Source organism: Terriglobia bacterium, assembly GCA_020073205.1.
In the GTDB taxonomy this organism is placed as follows: Bacteria; Acidobacteriota; Polarisedimenticolia; order Polarisedimenticolales; family JAIQFR01; genus JAIQFR01.
In genome coordinates, this window is record JAIQFR010000050.1 from 1 (window position 1) to 16,275 (window position 16,275).

Consider the following 16,275-nt stretch of genomic DNA (forward strand, 5'->3'; position numbering starts at 1 on the left):
CCGAAGAGCACCACGCGCTCCCGCGCGCTGTCATACGCCATCGCACTGAACGAGCGTGCGGGCGGAGTCGTGGCGGGCGTCATCTGTTTCCACGCGTTTCCGTCCCACTCCCAGGTGTCGCCGAGCATTCCGGAGGTTCCCCGTCCTCCGAAGAGCACGACGCGTCCCCGCGCGCTGTCATACGCCATCGCACCGTATCCGCGTGCCGGCGGACTCGTGGCGGGCGTCATCTGAGTCCACCCGTTCCCGTCCCACTCCCAGGTGTCGGCGAGGAAGCCGGAAGTCCCTTGTCCTCCGAAGAGCACCACGCGCTCCCGCGCGCTGTCGTACGCCATCGCGTGACCAGAGCGGGCCGGCGGGCTCGGAGCGGACGCCCTTTGGGCCCAATTGATACCGTCCCATTCCCACGTATCGCCGAATACTCCGTTGGAATAACCCCCGAAGAGGACCACCCGCCCTCGCGCGCCGTCATACGCCATCGCGTGGCCATAGCGGGCCGGCGGGCTCGTTGTCGACGTCCTCTCGACCCACTCTCGCCCGTCCCATTCCCACGTGTCCGCGAGGAGGCCGGATGTGCAGCATCCTCCGACCAGCACCACGCGCCCTCGCGCGGCGTCGTACGCCATCGCGGCTTGATCGCGAGGGGGCGGGCTCGAGGCTCCTATCGAGAAAAGCCAGTCGGGACCGCCAAGGACGCTCGGGGTGGCTCCTGACTCGCGCGCGCGCAGAGGCAGAGGAGGAGAGACGGCATCCCGGTCTGCAAACCCCGATCGATCGGCACCGCGGTCTTGGGCTTGGAGAGCGAGTCCCTGGGCCGAAGCGACGGTTGCCGCGAGCCAGACGGCAACTGGAACGAGCGCAAGGCAGACGGCCACTCTTCGCATGGGAGCCCCCCGAGTGCGTGCAGGAGTGTCAAGTACGCGGCCGCGAGGCGCGAGTCAAGCGAAAAGCGGTCAACGCTGCCGCATGGCGTGGAATGAGAGGCGAATTGTCCGATGGACGTCGGATTCCTCGAAGTTCCTGCGCCCGGTCGAACGTGGACTACAATGAGCCCCGACCGGAGCGTGGCGCGAATCCTCGCCGCTCCGGCCGGTCGCGGAGCGCCCCCTCGTGCAGTCAGCCCGGCGGCACCTGCCTCTTGCCCTTGTGCTCCTCGCCGCCACGGCAGCTCGGATCGGGTACGTCCTGGCCCAGCCCGCCACCGACCCCGACTTCTCGCGTCCGATGCTGGACGGCGCTTACTTCTTCGACTGGGCACGCTCCCTGGCCTCGGGGCACGGAGGACCGGGCGGGGCGTTCTACCTCGCGCCGCTCTACCCGTACCTCCTGGCCGGCTTCGTCCGGCTGTTCGGAGAGAGCTTCGCGCTCCTCTATATCGCGCAGCACCTCTTCGTGGTCGCTTCGGCCGCCCTACTCGCGGGGGTCGCGCGCCGCGCCTCGTCCGAGCGGGCCGGCCTCTTCGCGGCGGCGATTCTCGTCCTCTATCACCCCTCGCTCTTCTTCGCATCGCGGCCGCTGGGCGAGGCCGTGGCGCTTCTCGTCCTCGCGCTCTCGCTCCGGCTCGCGGTCGGGGATCGCCGCCGTGACGCACTCCTCTCGGGGCTCGCGGGGGGGCTGGCTTCCGCGGCGCGGCCCAACCTCCTGCTGGTTCCCGCCGCCTGGATCGCGACCGGCGTCCTCGCGCGGCGCAGGGTGAGGGCCGCGATCCTCGCCGCCGGCGTGGCGCTCGCCGTGCTCCCTGTCGCGATTCACAATCTCAAGGCGTCGGGCCACCTCGTCCTGCTGTCGTCGAACTCGGGCATCACCCTCTATCACGGGAACGGCCCCGGGGCGAACGGGATCTTCTCCCGGCCGCCGGGCTTCTCGGGAGCGGTCGCGACGCAGCGGGAGGACGCGACCGCCGTCGCGCGAGAGAGGACCGGTTCGCCGCTCGACGACGTCGAGGCGGACGGTTACTGGAGGCGCGAGGCGGTGCGCGCGCGCCTCGCCGATCCCGTGGGGACCTTGGGGCTCGCGGGCCGACGCCTGCTGCTGCTCGTGGACAATGCCGAGCACGGCCTGGACTACGCACCGGCGCTCGACGAGAACCCGTGGCGCTGGGCCGCGCCGCTGCCGTTCGCGGTCCTCCTCGCGCTCGCAGGAGCCGGGCTCGCCCTCTCGGGCGTCCGAGGGTCCGGAGGCGCGACCACGTGGGGAGCGATCCTGGCGTGCGCCGCGACGCCTTGGATCTTCTACGCCTCGAGCCGCTACCGCCTGCCCATGGCCGCCCTGCTCTCGGTCCCGGCGGGATGCGGCGTCTCCGCGCTCGCGTCGGGGTGGGGAGGGATCCCCCGCCGCAGGCTCCTCGCGTCGCTCGGCGTGGCCACCGCCCTCGCCCTCGGCTCGTTCCTCGTGCCTTCGTCGGACCTCGGACGGATCGAGATTGCGGGCGCCCTGGCCAACCGCTCCGTGGGATTCAAGCTCTCGGGCGCCCTCGGCAAGGCGGAGAAGGACGCGCGCCGTGCGATCGCGATCGATCCGTCCGCGCCTCTCGCGCGATTCAACCTCGGCGTCGTGCTCGAGGCCGGGGGACGGCGGGCGGAAGCCGAGAAGATGTATCGCGACGCGCTGTCGGTTGACCCCGGAAACGCCGACGCGGCGGGCAATCTCTCGCGGATCCTCATCGATCGGCACGCCGAGCGCGAGGCGGTGCCGATCCTCGAGCGGGCCCTCGCGCGGGAGGGCCGGCACGCCGTCTGCTGGACGAACCTCGTGGTCGCGGAGGCGTCGATCGGCGACGTCCCGTCGGCAAGGCGCTCCGCCGAGGCGGCGACGAAGGCCGGCGTGCGCCTCGACCCCGGCATGCTCAGGGCGCTGGGGTTCGCTCCCGAGAGGAGCCCATGATGCGGGGCCGCGCGTGGGGCGCCGCCGCGCTCCTCGCCGCAGCCCACCTCGCCCTGGTGCTCCACGGCGCGTCGCGGCACAGCGCGGTGTTCGACGAGATCGTCTACGCTCCCGCGGGTTTCTCGTACCTCTCGACCGGCGACTTCCGCCTGAACCCGGAGCATCCGCCCTTCCTCAAGCTCCTGCTCGGAGCATCCTGGACGGGGGCGGGGTTCGATGCCCCGGCAACGCCCGGCTGGCGGGAGAGGGACCAGTGGCAGGTGGGTCAGCGGGCGTTCTACGGACCGGGGCGGCCCCATGACGCCCTTCTCATGCGCGCGCGCGCCGTGATCGCGTTGCTGTCGGTCGGGCTCGCCCTCGCGGTGTTCGCCGTCGCGCGAGCGATCGCGGGAGACGCCGCCGGCCTCGCGGCCCTGGCGCTGTACGCGCTCGATCCGCTGGTCGTGGCGCACGCGGGGTTCGCCACCCTGGACCTCGGGGGCGCCGCGCTCTTCTTCGTCGCGGCGGTCGCGCTTCCGGGTGCTCTGCTCCGCGGCGGCGCTCTGCGAGTCGCCGTCACGGGGCTCGCGTCGGGTGCCGCGCTGGCGACGAAGTTCTCGAACCTGCCGCTCCTCGCGATCCTCGTCCTCGTCGCGACGCTGGGTCCCTGGCTCACGGGAGGGGGGTTTCGGCCCGCCGCGCGGCGGGCGGCGGCGGTCCTGGGGCTGTCGCTCGTCGTGGTGGCGGCGGCGTCGGGGCCCGCGGGCCCGGGACTCTACCTTCGCGGGCTCGGCCTCCTCCGCGGGCACGAGGAGATCGGCCATCCCACCTACGCGTTCGGTCTGTACAGCTCCACCGGCTGGTGGTGGTACTTCCCCGCCGCGTGGCTCGTGAAGACCCCGATCCCGCTCCTCCTGGCCTCGACGGCGGGGATCCTGGCGCTCCTCCGGCGCGCGCGGGCCGATGTCGCCCGGTGCGGAGTGCTCCTGCTCTCCCCCGCCCTCGTCGCCGCCGCCGTGATGACCTCCCCTCTCAACCTCGGCGTGAGACACCTGCTCCAGGTGACGCCCTTCCTCGCCGCCGCCGGCGGGGTTGCGCTGGCGGGGCTGTGGCGGGGGGCGCGGACGGGGCGCGCCGCGGTCGTCGTCCTCCTGGTCTGGCTCGCCGCGGGGACCCTCAGGGTCCATCCCTTCGAGATGGCCTACGCGAACGAGGCAGCCTCGGGGCCGTCGAGGCTCTGGCGGCTCCTCGCCGACTCCAACCTCGACTGGGGACAGGACCTCCCGGCGCTCGCGGACGAGGTCCATCGCTTCCCGCTCCGGCGCCTGTACCTGGGTTATTTCGGCACGGCGGACCCGGGCGCCTACGGTCTCCCCTACTGCTGGATCAGCTCGGACCGCATGGTGGACCGGCGTTACGAGGACGGACCCGACCCAGGAGGACGGGAGTGGATCGCCCTGAGCGTGACGAACCTCCTCGACGTGTACTCGCCCCGAAAGGACCAGCACGCGTGGCTGAGGGAGCGCCCTTTCACCGCGTTCCCGGGCTACAGCATCGCGCTGTTCGACATCACGGGCGACGCCGCGGCCCACCTCAGGCTGGGCGAGACGGCCCTCGATCTCCGCGACTACGAGACCGCGGAGGCGCCCCTTCGGCGCGCGGTCGAGCTGGCGCCACGTGACGGCCGCGCGCGCCTCGATCTCGCCGCCGCCTTGGCGTTCCTCGGGCGTGCCGAGGAGGCCGTCTCGGCGTGCGCCGAGGCCGAGAGGCTCTTGCCCGGCCGGGAGACCGCGGAGGCGTGCGGGAGGATCCGGGCCCGTGCCGCCGACCGGGGGAGGGCGCCATCCCGACATTGACGCGACCGTCGCGGGACGACCGGAGGGCCGGGCGGAACGGCGGGGGCCGCGCGGTCGAGGGAGTGCTCTTCCTCACGCTCATCGCGGCGTACGCGTACTTCCATCAAGGCGGCGGCTGGAACCAGAACTCGCGCTTCGACCAGGTCCGAGCGATCGTCGAGGGGGGAGAGATCTCCATCAATCGCTTCCTCGCGTACGAGCGCGACGCGCGGAGCGGAGCGACGCGACGTGTGTCCCTGCCGGTCCCATACCCTGAGGCGCGCGGTACCGGGCGCTTCAACACCCTGGACCTGGCGCTGTCCGACGGCCGCTTCTACCCGAACAAGCCGCCCGGCACGACCTGGCTCGCCGTCCCCGCGTACGGCCTCGTCCGCCTCGCCGGCCGTGCTCTCGGCGCCGATCCCGACAGCTCCTGGGCGATGAGCATCGCGCTGTACCTTTCGACCGTGTTCTCCGTGGGGCTTCTCGGCGCCCTCGGCGGCGTCGTGTTCCTGCGGCTGTCGCGGCGCCTGTTTCCCCGGGTCGGCGAACGGTCGCACGTGGCCGCGGCGCTCAGCCTGGGACTGGCCACGATGGTGCTCCCGTACTCGACGCTCCTCTTCGACCAGGTGCCCGTCGCGGTCTTCCTTCTCGCCGGTTTCGGCATCCTGGTGGGGCTGAGGGACGGGGCCTTCCGCCGACCCGCGGCGTGGGCGTTCGGCGCCGGACTCTGTCTGGGCCTCGCGGTGCTCTCCGAGTACGCGGCCTTCCTGGCGGTTTTGCCGCTCCTCGTCTATGCCGCCGCCGCGCCGCGCCCCGCGCGCCGCATCGCGTGGATACTCGCGGGGGGCGCGCCGCCCGCGGCGGCGCTCCTCGCCTACCAAGCGGCCTGCTTCGGCGGCCCCCTGGCGATCGCGAATACCCACGGGACGAGCCTGTTCCTCGAGGAAAGCGGCCGCCTTTGGCTCGGGATGTTCGGGCTCCCGGATCCCGGGATCCTCGTGAGGCTGCTCGTCTCGAGATACCGCGGTCTCTTCGTTTCGAGCCCGATCCTGCTCGCCTCCCTGTGGGGGGCGTGGCGCGCATGGGCCGACGGCCGCAGGCGGGTGGAGATCGCGGTCGTCGCGGCGGTCTTCGTCGCGTTCCTCCTGATGAACGCGGCGTTCAACGGGTGGCACGGCGGGTACTGCTTCGGTCCGAGATACCTCGTCCCGACGGTCCCCTTCGTCGCGCTGCCGCTCGCCCTCGCGTTCGAGCGCGGGCCGCGGGCCACGGCGTGCCTGGCCTCCGTGTCGGCGGCGATCATGCTCTTCGCCACCGCGGTGACGCCGATGGTGCCCCAGGACGTCGAGCACCCGTTCACGGGATTCCTTCTCCCTCTCGCGGCGGGAGGCGTCGTGGACACGCCGCTCCTGCGCTACGAGGGCCCCGTCTCGGCGAACCCCATGGCGGTCGAGACGGAAGCCGCCTCGCCGGAGTGGAGCTCCTTCAATCTGGGAGAGCTCTTGCGGATCCCCGGCTGGATCAGCCTTCTCCCGCTGCTCCTGGCGCTCGGAGCCGGGGTCGCCGTCCTCCGTCGCCTGACGCGAGCGGCGCCGGCCGGCGCGGGGCGCGGTCCGCTCAGCTCTTGAGGTAGCTCTCCTTCCTGGCCGCGAGCGCGAGGTCGCGCCGGGCCGCGGCGAGGTCGCGCCCGGTCCGGCGCGACTCGTCGAACCGCTTCACGAAGCGGAACCATCGCTCGGCTTCGGCTCGGGACCGCTCCGCCCTCTTGAGGAGCGCCACGAGGGGCCGCTCGGTCGGGACGGTGTCCGACATTGCTCCCTCCTCTCCTGACTCACCGGCACCTTGCCGGATCACTTCTTCCTCGGGACCGTTCCCCCCCGCTTCCGGCGGGTCGAGCCCCGCCCTTTCCCCCGGGGCGACGCCTGAGCCGCGCGCTCCGCCCGCTCGAGCAGCCGGTCCACCGCGGCGATCCGCTCATCGAACTCCCGATCCATCTCCCGGAGGGCCTCGTCGGCCCGGTCCCGGAACGCCTTTGCCTGCGTCAGGAAGGCGTCCGCCCGCTCCTCGGCACCGCCGATCTCGAGCGCCTCGAGCGCGCGGCTGCGCATCCAGGTCGCCACCGGTAGGCTGCGGGCCGCGGAGCGGAATCTCGTGAGCTCCCTCGGCGACACCTTCACGCCGACCAGGATCGACCGCCGCTCCTCGTGGGGCTTCGGGTCCGGGCCAGGCCGCCGCGTCTCTCGGGTCGTCGTCACGTGGTCCTCGATTAATTAAGTTATATTTTGTAAAACGATGTTGTCAACAACTTTCTCCCGCCGCGTTCGGAGGAACCGACGCGCGGGCTCAGGGCCGCGGGGAGGATCTCAGCGCGGTGGGGGCTCCGGGAACTTCTCCCGGAGCATCGTCAGGAAGCGTTCGGGGGGCTCGGAGCCGCCGCGTCGGGCGAGGCGGACCTCGTCCCACGCCCTTCCGTAATCCCCCGCGTAGTAGAGCGTGACGGCCAGATTCGAGTGGGCCAGCGCGTAGCCGGGGCGGAATTGCACGGCGCGCTCGAACTCCGTCCGTGCCTCCGCCATCCGGCCCTGCTCCATCAAGGCGGCTCCCAGATTGTTGTGGGCCTCAGGGTAGCCGGGGTCGAGGCGCAGGCTCTCCCGGTACTGGGCGATCGCCTCGTCGAATCGCCCGCTGCCGGCCAGCGCGAAGCCGTAGTCCTGGTGGGTCTCCGCCGCGCGGGGGTCGGCGCCCAGGGACTGCTCGAACTCGGCGCGCGCCTCTTCGATTCTCCCCTTCGCGGCCCAAGCGCGGCCGAGGTTCCGATGAGCCGTGGCGTAGCCCGGCGCGGTCTTCACCGCCTCGCGGAGTTCCGCGATCGCCTCGTCCACCCGTCCCTCCCGGAGGAGCGCGATGCCGAGGTTGTTGCGCGCCTCCTTCAGGCCCGGATCGAGGCGGAGCGCCCGCCGGAACGCCGAGTCCGCGGTCTCGTCGCGGCCCTCGTCGAGGGACTCGAGGCCGAGGTTGCTCCAGGCCTCGGCCAGCTCCGGGTCGAGTGCCACCGCCGCCTCGAACTCCCGGGCCGCCTCCTTCGGCCGGCCGAGGCGCTTCAGCGCGATCCCCAGGTGATTGTGCGCGGGCGCGTACCCGGGACGCGCCCGGATCGCCGCTTCCGCGTGGGACACCGCCTCGTCGAGCCGGCCGCGCTCGGCGAGAAGCAGCGCGAGGCCGCTCTGCGCCTCCGGTTGGCGGGGATCGATCCTGACGGCCTCCTCGAATTCCGGGATCGCCCGGTCGGCGGATCCCCGGGCCGAGAGGGCGGCCGCCAGGTTCGCGTGGGCGACGGCGTTGTTCCGCGTCACCGCGATCGCGTGCTCCGACAGGGACACCGCGTCTTTCCAGTGCCCCACCTGCACGCGCGCGGCCACGGCGAGCGCGGGGAGCAGGACGTAAATCGGGATCAGCCGGCGGGAGCCCGGGCCGCGGATGACGGATGAGAGCAGCTCCGGGACCCCCCACGCGAGCATCAGGAAGACGCCGATCAGCGGAACGTAGGTGTACCGATCCGCCCGCGCCTGCCCACCCACCTGGACGAGCCCGATGACCGGCACGAGCGTGCCGAGGTACCAGAGCCAGCCGACCAGGAGGAACGGCCGCCGGCCTTCCTGCCGGACGACGAACAGCGTCACCGCGAGGAGCGCCGCCGCGGAAGCGGCCACCTCGAGCGCGGGCACCGCGTTCCGCGGGTGGGGATAGAAGACCGCGAGAGCGCTCGGCCACGCCGTCTTCGCCAGATACGCGCCGTACGAGACGATGGCGTTCGCGACGCGAACGCCCATCGGGAGCTGCTCCAGCGATCCGACCGCGTGCCCCGATCGCTGCACCGCGTACGTCGCGATCGCCGACGCGAAGGCAATCGCGAACAGCGGGAGCTTCTCCCGTACGAGAGGCGGGAGGGCGCGGGCCCCACGACAGGACCAGCGCTCGAGCGGCCATCGGTCGAGGAGCAGCAGCGCGAACGGCAGCGTGACCAGCATCGGCTTCGAGAGGAGCCCGAGGACGAGCGCCAGGACGACGAGCGCGTACCGCCCGGCCGACGGGGACCTCGCCCACCGGACATGAGCCCAGCACGCGAGGATCCAGAAGAGGGTGCTCAAGACGTCCTTCCGCTCGGCGATCCAGGCCACCGACTCGACGTGGAGCGGGTGCACGCCGAACAGCGCCGCGACCAGCGCGCTGGCCGCCATCGACCGCGTGAGCGCGTCGAGCAGCAGGAAGAGAAGCACCGTATTGGCCAGGTGGAGCAGCAGGCTCGTCGCGTGGTGCCCGGCGGCGCTCGAGCCGAACGCCCGCTCGTCGAGCAGGTGCGAGAGCCAGGTCAGGGGATGCCAGTTCGCGGCGCGCGTCGTGGTGAACGCCCAGATCACCCCGCCGGGGCCGAGCCCGTCCCGGACGTGCGGATTGCGCGCCACGTAGACGTCGTCGTCGTACCCGACGAAGCCGTTCCTAAGCACCGGCGAGAAGACGGCGAGCACCGCGGCGCCGAGCAGGATCGCCGTTCCGATCCGCGCGCGTGTCCGCTCGCTCCCTGGAAGGCGCATCGCGATCCCCGCCCGAGCCGTCAGCGAAGCAGGTCGAGCAACCGTTTCGCGACGGTCTCGGGCGATCCGATCGACGCGTTGACCACGACGCAGCGGCTGACCCCGAACAGCCGCTCGTACTGGACCTGCGTCGCCTCGAGGCGCGCCGTGTCGGTCCCGGCGAGGTGCGGGTTCAAGAACGGCGAGGCGGGGCCCCGGCCGCCGGGCAGGTTCCCCGCGGCGAGTCGGCGCGCCGCGTCCCGCGGCGACAGCTCCTGCACCGCGGGGAGCACCGCGTCTCTCGCGAGGAGGACCGAGACCTCGAGCGCGGTCCTCCGGACGTGCCGGCGTCCGGCGCCGAGCCACGCCGGGTCCAGCAGGATGCGCCCGCCGCCCGAGGCGGCGACGCAAACCGCCGCCCCGCGGTCGAGAGGGCACTCGCCCCCCTCGTGGTCCTCGTGGCACTGCTCGCGGCTCACCGCGAGGTTCTCGAGCTTGGTCCGCTCCAGGAGCTTCTCGATCTCCGGTACGTGCTTCATCCACTTCGCCTTGAGGTACAGCTTGCGCTCGGGAAGCTCCGCCGTCGGCCCGTCGGGGGACGGCCGCACGAAGACGTCCTCCGCCGCCACGAGCCGCACCCCGTCCTCGCGAAGCGCCGCCGCGAGCACCGCGGTCCGGCCCGAGCCCGCCTCACCCCACACCAGGGCGCCGCGGCCCTCGCGGTCCAGCGCGGCGGCGTGGGCCAGGAGCGCCCCCGACGTTCGCGCGGCGCCGTCCGCAGCGAGCGAGAGCGCGATGGAGCGCAGCTGGCCGTAGAACGCGCTGTTCAGCACGAAGCCCGTGGCGGTTTCGAGGCTCACCATTCCCCGGGGCTCGCGCCCGGGCACGTCCTTGACCGCGTAGATCACCGCGTGGGGCTCGAGGTCGCCGTCGAGGGAGGCGGGATAGAAGTTCTCCTGGTAGAAGTCGGCGAGGTGCGGCGAGTTCGTCCTGAGCTGCACGACGATCCCGGCGATGGACGCGTTCCACTGGAAGTACGCGTCCGGCGGGAGGTGGGCCTCCGCCTCGGCGAGGGCCGCGTTGCGCGCGCCGACCACCGAGAGCACCTCGGTCGGCGCCGCGTCCCGGACCTTGGTGACCACGTTGTTGAGCGCGCGGGGCCGGACGCGCTTCGGCTCGTCGAGGCGCAGGAGGGCCCGCTCGATCCGCCGCATTCCCTCCTCGAGCCTCTCCATGGACAGCGCGAACGAGAGCCGGACGTGGGCGTCGGAGCCGAACGCCTGCCCCGGCACCACCGCGACCTGCGCCTCCTTCAGGAGGTAGTAGGCGAGGCCATAGGTGTTCCGGAGGGGGGCGCCGGAGAATTCCTTGTCGAGGTAGCGCTCGACGTTGGGAAACGCGTAGAACGCCCCCTTCGGCTCGGGGCAGGAGACGCCGGGGATCGAGCGCAGCCGGTACACCACGGCGTTCCGGCGCCGCTCGAACTCCTGCTTCATCCGCTCCACCTCCATCGAGCAGGAGCGGAGCGCCTCAATCCCCCCCTTCTGCACGAAGGAGGTCGCGTTCGAGGTGTTGTGGGACTGGATCTTGGAGCAGGCCTGGATCACCTCGCGGGGACCGGCCGCGTAGCCCAGCCGCCACCCGGTCATGGAGAACGCCTTCGAGAACCCGTTGACCACCACCGAGCGCTTCCGGATCTTCTCGTCCACCGACGCGATGGACACGAAGCGCGCGCCGTCGTAGATCAGGCGCTCGTAGATCTCGTCGGAGACGACCCAGATGTCCTCCCGGACGCAGACGTCGGCGATCGCCTGGAGGTCGTCGCGGGCGTACGTCGCCCCGGTGGGATTGCAGGGGTAGTTGAGGATCAGGGCCTTGGTGTTCGGGGTGATCGCGGCGGCCAGCGTCTTCGCCTGGAGCCTGAAGCCGTCCTCCTCGCGGGTGGGGAGGAACACGGGGTTCGCGCCGGCGAGCGTCACCTGGTCCGGGTACGAGACCCAGTACGGGGAGGGGATCAAGACGTCGTCGCCGGGCCCGTACAGCGCCATCGCGAGGTGGAACAGGCAGACCTTGGCGCCGGGCGAGACGATGATCTCGTCCGGCGAGTACCTGAGGCTGTTCTCCCGCAGCAGCTTGTCGGCGATCTCGAGCTTGAGGTCCGGGATCCCGTCGTTGGCGGTGTACTTGGTGAAATTCGCGTCGAGAGCCGCCTTGGCGGCGCGCTTGATCGGCTCGGGGGTCGGGAAATCGGGCTCGCCCACCGAGAAGTCCACCACGTCGACGCCCTGCGCGCGCATCTGCTGCGCCTTGGCGCCGATCCTCAGCGTGGGGGAGAGCGCGATCCGGTTGACGCGATCGGAGAACATGGGGCCCCCTCCCTACTGGCCGTCCTTCGCGTCGTCCTTCTTCTTGCCCCGCGCGAGCAGGTCGGCGAGGTTCAGGCCGGTCAGGCTCTCCACCACCGTCGGGAGCTGCGCGAGCACCGCGGCGACCTGCCCGGTGATCTTCTGGGCCCCGCTCGCGTCGCCCACCATCACGATCTTCTCCACCTTCGAGAGCGGCTCGGACACCGCCCGGGCCAGCTCGGGAAGCGACTTGATGACCATCTCGGTGAGCGCAGCCTCCGAGTAGTCCTTCCAGGCCGTCGCCTTCGCGCGCATCGCCTCCGCCTCCGCCTTCCCGCGGGCGAGGGCCGCCTCGGCCTCGGCGTTCCCGATGGTGCGGATGCCCGCGGCCTTCCCCTTGGCCTCGAGCTCCTTCCGGTACGCCTCCCCCTCCGCCTCGAGACGGCCCTGGTAGTTCATGGCCTCTGCGGGACGCTTCACGCTGGCCTCGAGCTCCTTCTCCCGGCGGACCGCCTCGCGCTCCTCCACCTTCGCCGACAGCTCCTTCTCGGCGAGCCGCACCTCGTACTCCTGCCGCTTCAGAGAGAGGTCGAGCTTCGCGCGCTCGAGGTCGTACGCCACGTCGGCCTGCGCCCGCTGCGAGTTGACCGCGGCCTGGAACTCGGCGCGCTGGATCTCGAAGTCCCGCGTCGCCTGGGCCAGCTCGGCCTCCGCCTTGAGGCGCGCCACGTCCCCTTCCTTCCGGGCCATCGCGGCGTTGATCGCCGCGTCCCGCTCGGTCTCGGCCTGCGCGATGGTCGCATCGCGCTTGATCTCGGCGATGCGCCGGGCGCCCAGGGCCAGGATGTACCCCTGCGCGTCGCTGATGTCCTTGAGGGAGAACGAGACCAGCTCGAGGCCGAGCCGCGAGAAATCTTCGGCCGCGGCGTCGCGCACCTTCCGCGCGAACCCCTCGCGGTCGGCGTAGATCTCCTCCACGGACATCGTGCCGAGGGCGGCCCGCATGTGCCCTTCGAGCACCTCCTGCGACACGTCCACGATCCCGCTCGACCCCTTCGAGAGGAAGTTCTCGATGGCGCGGTGGAGCGAGGCCTCGCCGCTGGACGCCTTGACCTGACCCTGCGCCTCGGCGGAGATCAGCACGCCGTGGGCCGAGAGCACCTCGGGGCAGCGGATCGCGAGGGAGAAGACCTCGAGCGGGAAAGAGTCCACCGTCTCGATGAACGGCATCACGAACGTGCCGCCCCCGACCTGGAGGCGGTAGCCGACCTTCCGCCGCCGCCCGTCCGCTTCCACCACCGTGCTGGTCCGTCCGGAGATCACCAGGGCCTGGTTCGGACCGACCTTGCGGTAATTGACCGCCCACAGGACGAACAGCGATACGATCACGGCGGCGGCGATGACCCACGGCAACCAGAACATGGCTTCTTCCTCCGATCCCGAAGGCGGGGCGCCACGTTACGCCAAGTTCGGAGCCGGTTCAAGGGTTCGAACGCCGACCCTTCCGGTCCGGAACGGGCGCGTCGGGAGCCTCGCCGTCGCCTTGCGCGGCGTCCGCCGCCTCCGCTATGCTCCGCCTTCCGCGACGGCTCGCGAGGAGAGGTGATCCATGGGCGCCGGACCCTACGACCCCGACGTGTACCGCAGGTTCGCGGAGAACCTGAGGGGCTGCCTCGGCGGGCCGAACATCGAGCACCCGTCCCTGTGGGCGCTGAGGCGGAGCGCCCTCTTGAGCTCGCGGCGGACGGCGAACGGGTCGCACCTCTGGTTCTCGGGGATCTCGTCGCGCATGGCGGCGCGGACCGTCTACCTCGGCAGTTCCCAGGCCTGGCTCCCCCGCCCCAGTTCCCTCCAGCTCGACCTGGTGCAGAAGGCGCCGGAGCAGCTCCACAAGGTCCTGCAGCTCCTGAGGACGCTCCCCTTCGTCCACGTGCGCCGCCAGATGGGGGACAACCCGGAGTTCAACCCGATCTGCAACCTGTACGTCTCGGTGTCGGACCCGAAGAACTACCGGCTCGCGTACATGTGGGCGCGCACGATGAACGACGTGCGGGCCTCCCGGCCCGGGCCCGAGTTCGTGATGATCGACGTCCCGGAGGAGCACCGGCTCAGGATGCAGGTCCTCGCCCTTCCCGAGTACAACATCAACATCGCGATGGGAACCGACTACACCGGGGAGTGCAAGAAAGGGTTCCTCCGCCAGGGGATGTACCGCGCGGACGAGCGCGGCCAGCTCGGCCTCCACGCCGGCACCAAGGTGGTCCGGGCGAGGGACCAGCAGAGCGGGAAGCTCAGGACGTTCGGGGTGTTCATGTTCGGTCTGACCGCCACCGGCAAGAGCACCTGGTCGTGCCACCAGCTCGGCCTCGACTCGGAGAGCGGCGAGGGGACCTGGGTCGCGCAGGACGACATCGTGTTCCTCAAACGGGACGGGTCCGCGTTCGGGACCGAGCAGGGGTTCTACGTGAAGACCGACGTGGAACCGGGCCTCCAGGAGGCGATGCACCACGCCCTGTCGCACCGCACGGCACTTCTCGAGAACGTGATGGTGGACGCCCGCGGGAAGATCGACTTCCTCGACGAGCGCCTCGGAGAGAACGGCCGGGGCGTGCTGGACCGCCGGCACCTCAAGGTCCGCCGGGGCGGCTCGCTCCAGTCGATCTGCGCCGAATCCATCGACCTCCCGCCGCTCGAAAGGCTCGACGGGCTGGTCTTCGCCTTCATCACGCGCCGCAACACCGTCTATCCGTTCGCCCACCGCCTGACCCCCGAGCAGGGCGTGCTGGCGTACCTGTGGGGCGAGTCGAGCCACTCTTTCGCCACGGTCCCGGAGAAGGCGGGAGAGAGCGTCAGGATCGTCGGGATGGACGACTTCATCATCGGGAACCAGGGGCGCAAGGTCAACGCGTTCCACGACATCGTCATGGACCTCTCGGCCCGCTTCCCCGGGAAGGTGCACTTCTTCCAGTACAACACCGGCGGGGTCGGCGAGATCATCGAGGTGGACAAGGGGAGCGGCGCGCGCAAGCTCGTGAGGAAGGCGACCCGGGTCCCGATCGACGTGATGGCGGCCTTGCAGCGCGGCGACCTGCGCGGCACCCACGAGTACCGAAAAGGCGCGCTGATGATGGACGAGGTCGTCCGCTTCGACGGCGGGGACCTCTCGGCCTACGACCCGTCGAACTTCTACTCGAAGGAGCAGATCGCGGCCTACCTGGCCGAGCTCGTCGAGGGACGCCGGAAGCACACCGAGGAGATCGCCGCGCAAGGGCTGCGCAAGGACATCCGCGACCTCGCCCACCGAGAGCTGGACCAGATCGAGGCGGCCGCGGGACGGCGCAAGGCGGAGCCCTGGGCGCCTCAGGAGTCGGAGGAGGTGCCGGAGGCCGCCGAGGACCGCATCCCGCTCTCGAGGTTCATCACGTCGTGGGAGCCGAGGCGTCCCGGGCGCGGTTCCCGCTCCGCCGCGGCGCCCGGCCGCGGCCGCTCCGCCTGGTAGCCGCGCGTCCCGGCCGCGGCGGCGGAGATCAGCCCGTCTCGGACTTGAGCGCGGTGATCTCCCGCATCTGCGTCCGCTGGAGCTGGATTCCCTGGATCGCGAAGCCCTTGAGCGCCCGCTCGAGATCGCGCGTAGGATGCACGTACCGCTGACGCCGGTCGCGCCCGATCATCTCGCGGGAGATCAGGTCGTCCGCGAGGAGCACGTAGCGCGATAGCCTTTCGTCCTCGGCCTCGGGACGCCCGTGGGAAAAGAGGAAGAGCCCCCCTCCGTCCCGGAGGATGCGGCGGAACTCTCCGCCGACCTCCGCGAGGCGGTCCGGCGGGACGAAATCGGCGGCCTCCCATGCGAGGACCAGGTGGAACAGCGCGTCCGGCTGGTCGAGCCGCACCGGAGCGACCTCGGGAGGCGGCTCCCCTGGCCGCCGCACCGGCACGGGCGGCGGGGGCTCGAAATCCTCGACGTGCACACGAGCGCCGCGTCCGGCGAGGTACACCACCGACTCCCCGCACAGCGGCCCGAGCACGAGGATCTCGGGCTTGCCCTCCCGAAACGCGCGCGCGAGGACGCGCGCCAGGCCACCGCAGGGGCGCCCCTTGAGGGCGGCGACGGGCGCCGCATCGCCGTCCGCCGCGGCAGCCGTCGTGTCCTTCTCTCGTGGCCTCAGGGCCACCGGCCGACCCCGCGCCCGCCCGGCTCTAGGCGGCGCCGCCCGTGGCGCCGGGGATCCCGGGTCTCGGAGGAGCGCCGGGAGCGCCGGGCTTGCGGTCCATGTCGATGCTGCCCTTGAATCGGGCGCCGTCGGCCAGCACCACTCTCGGCGCGACGATGTCCCCCCTCATCGAGCCGGTGGCCGCCACTTCCACCTTGTCGTCCGCGGTGATGTTCCCCACCACTTCGCCGATCACCATCACCGTCTTGGCCTGAATCTCGGCGGTGATCTTCCCGTTGGCGCCGATCGTCAGGTTGTGGTCCTTGAGACCGATCTTGCCGTCGACCTTCCCCTCAATGGTGAGGTCCTCGTTCCCGGTGAGCTCCCCTTTGATCTGAATCGACTGACCGATGTTCACGAGCTTCTCCATCGTGCTCCCCCGTGTCGCCGGGGCGCCCGCGGGGCCGGGCGCGCCCTCCTGAGGCGCCGGACTTCGCTCCGGCTCGGG

General features: G+C 71.5%; 12 protein-coding genes. 4 read left to right on the forward strand and 8 right to left on the reverse strand.

The window, feature by feature from the left end:
- The coding region (locus tag LAO51_11695; protein ID MBZ5639400.1) for a hypothetical protein at positions 1-626 on the reverse strand (626 nt) is incomplete at its 3' end.
- A gap of 484 nt (positions 627-1,110) precedes the next feature.
- On the opposite strand from LAO51_11695, the gene LAO51_11700 reads away from it, so the two are divergent.
- From LAO51_11700 to LAO51_11710, 3 genes are read left to right on the forward strand one after another with little or no spacing between them, the layout of a single operon-like run.
- Entirely contained in the window at positions 1,111-2,883 is a 1,773-nt protein-coding gene (locus tag LAO51_11700; GenBank protein MBZ5639401.1) for a glycosyltransferase family 39 protein, read from the forward strand.
- Positions 2,880-4,718 (forward strand): tetratricopeptide repeat protein, encoded by a 1,839-nt coding sequence (locus tag LAO51_11705; protein MBZ5639402.1) that lies wholly within the window; start codon positions 2,880-2,882, stop codon positions 4,716-4,718. Before LAO51_11700 ends, LAO51_11705 begins: the two co-directional genes overlap by 4 nt.
- A complete protein-coding gene (locus LAO51_11710; GenBank protein ID MBZ5639403.1) occupies positions 4,715-6,328 on the forward strand; it encodes a hypothetical protein in 1,614 nt (537 codons plus the stop codon). Before LAO51_11705 ends, LAO51_11710 begins: the two co-directional genes overlap by 4 nt.
- On the opposite strand, the gene LAO51_11715 is transcribed toward LAO51_11710, so the two are convergent.
- The 5 genes from LAO51_11715 to LAO51_11735 form a co-directional block, all read right to left on the reverse strand.
- The gene (locus LAO51_11715; GenBank protein ID MBZ5639404.1) at positions 6,318-6,512 is read right to left on the reverse strand and encodes a hypothetical protein; all 195 of its coding nucleotides are present in this window, start codon (positions 6,510-6,512) and stop codon (positions 6,318-6,320) included. The genes LAO51_11710 and LAO51_11715 overlap by 11 nt on opposite strands.
- A 38-nt stretch (positions 6,513-6,550) precedes the next feature.
- Complete coding sequence (locus tag LAO51_11720) at positions 6,551-6,955, reverse strand: hypothetical protein (protein ID MBZ5639405.1); 405 nt, start codon at positions 6,953-6,955, stop codon at positions 6,551-6,553.
- 108 nt (positions 6,956-7,063) lie between these two features.
- Complete coding sequence (locus LAO51_11725) at positions 7,064-9,292, reverse strand: tetratricopeptide repeat protein (GenBank protein ID MBZ5639406.1); 2,229 nt, start codon at positions 9,290-9,292, stop codon at positions 7,064-7,066.
- A gap of 20 nt (positions 9,293-9,312) precedes the next feature.
- Positions 9,313-11,637 (reverse strand): pyridoxal phosphate-dependent aminotransferase, encoded by a 2,325-nt coding sequence (locus LAO51_11730; protein ID MBZ5639407.1) that lies wholly within the window; start codon positions 11,635-11,637, stop codon positions 9,313-9,315.
- A gap of 12 nt (positions 11,638-11,649) precedes the next feature.
- Positions 11,650-13,038: a flotillin gene (locus LAO51_11735; protein MBZ5639408.1), complete on the reverse strand. Its 1,389-nt coding sequence runs from the start codon at positions 13,036-13,038 to the stop codon at positions 11,650-11,652.
- Between the two features lie 187 nt (positions 13,039-13,225).
- On the opposite strand from LAO51_11735, the gene LAO51_11740 reads away from it, so the two are divergent.
- Positions 13,226-15,115, forward strand: coding sequence for a phosphoenolpyruvate carboxykinase (ATP) (locus LAO51_11740; GenBank protein ID MBZ5639409.1), 1,890 nt, complete (start codon positions 13,226-13,228; stop codon positions 15,113-15,115).
- Between the two features lie 28 nt (positions 15,116-15,143).
- On the opposite strand, the gene LAO51_11745 is transcribed toward LAO51_11740, so the two are convergent.
- Both LAO51_11745 and LAO51_11750 read right to left on the reverse strand, forming a co-directional pair.
- Positions 15,144-15,788: a class I SAM-dependent methyltransferase gene (locus LAO51_11745; protein ID MBZ5639410.1), complete on the reverse strand. Its 645-nt coding sequence runs from the start codon at positions 15,786-15,788 to the stop codon at positions 15,144-15,146.
- 25 nt (positions 15,789-15,813) lie between these two features.
- Positions 15,814-16,197: a polymer-forming cytoskeletal protein gene (locus LAO51_11750; protein ID MBZ5639411.1), complete on the reverse strand. Its 384-nt coding sequence runs from the start codon at positions 16,195-16,197 to the stop codon at positions 15,814-15,816.
- Positions 16,198-16,275 lie beyond the last annotated feature (78 nt).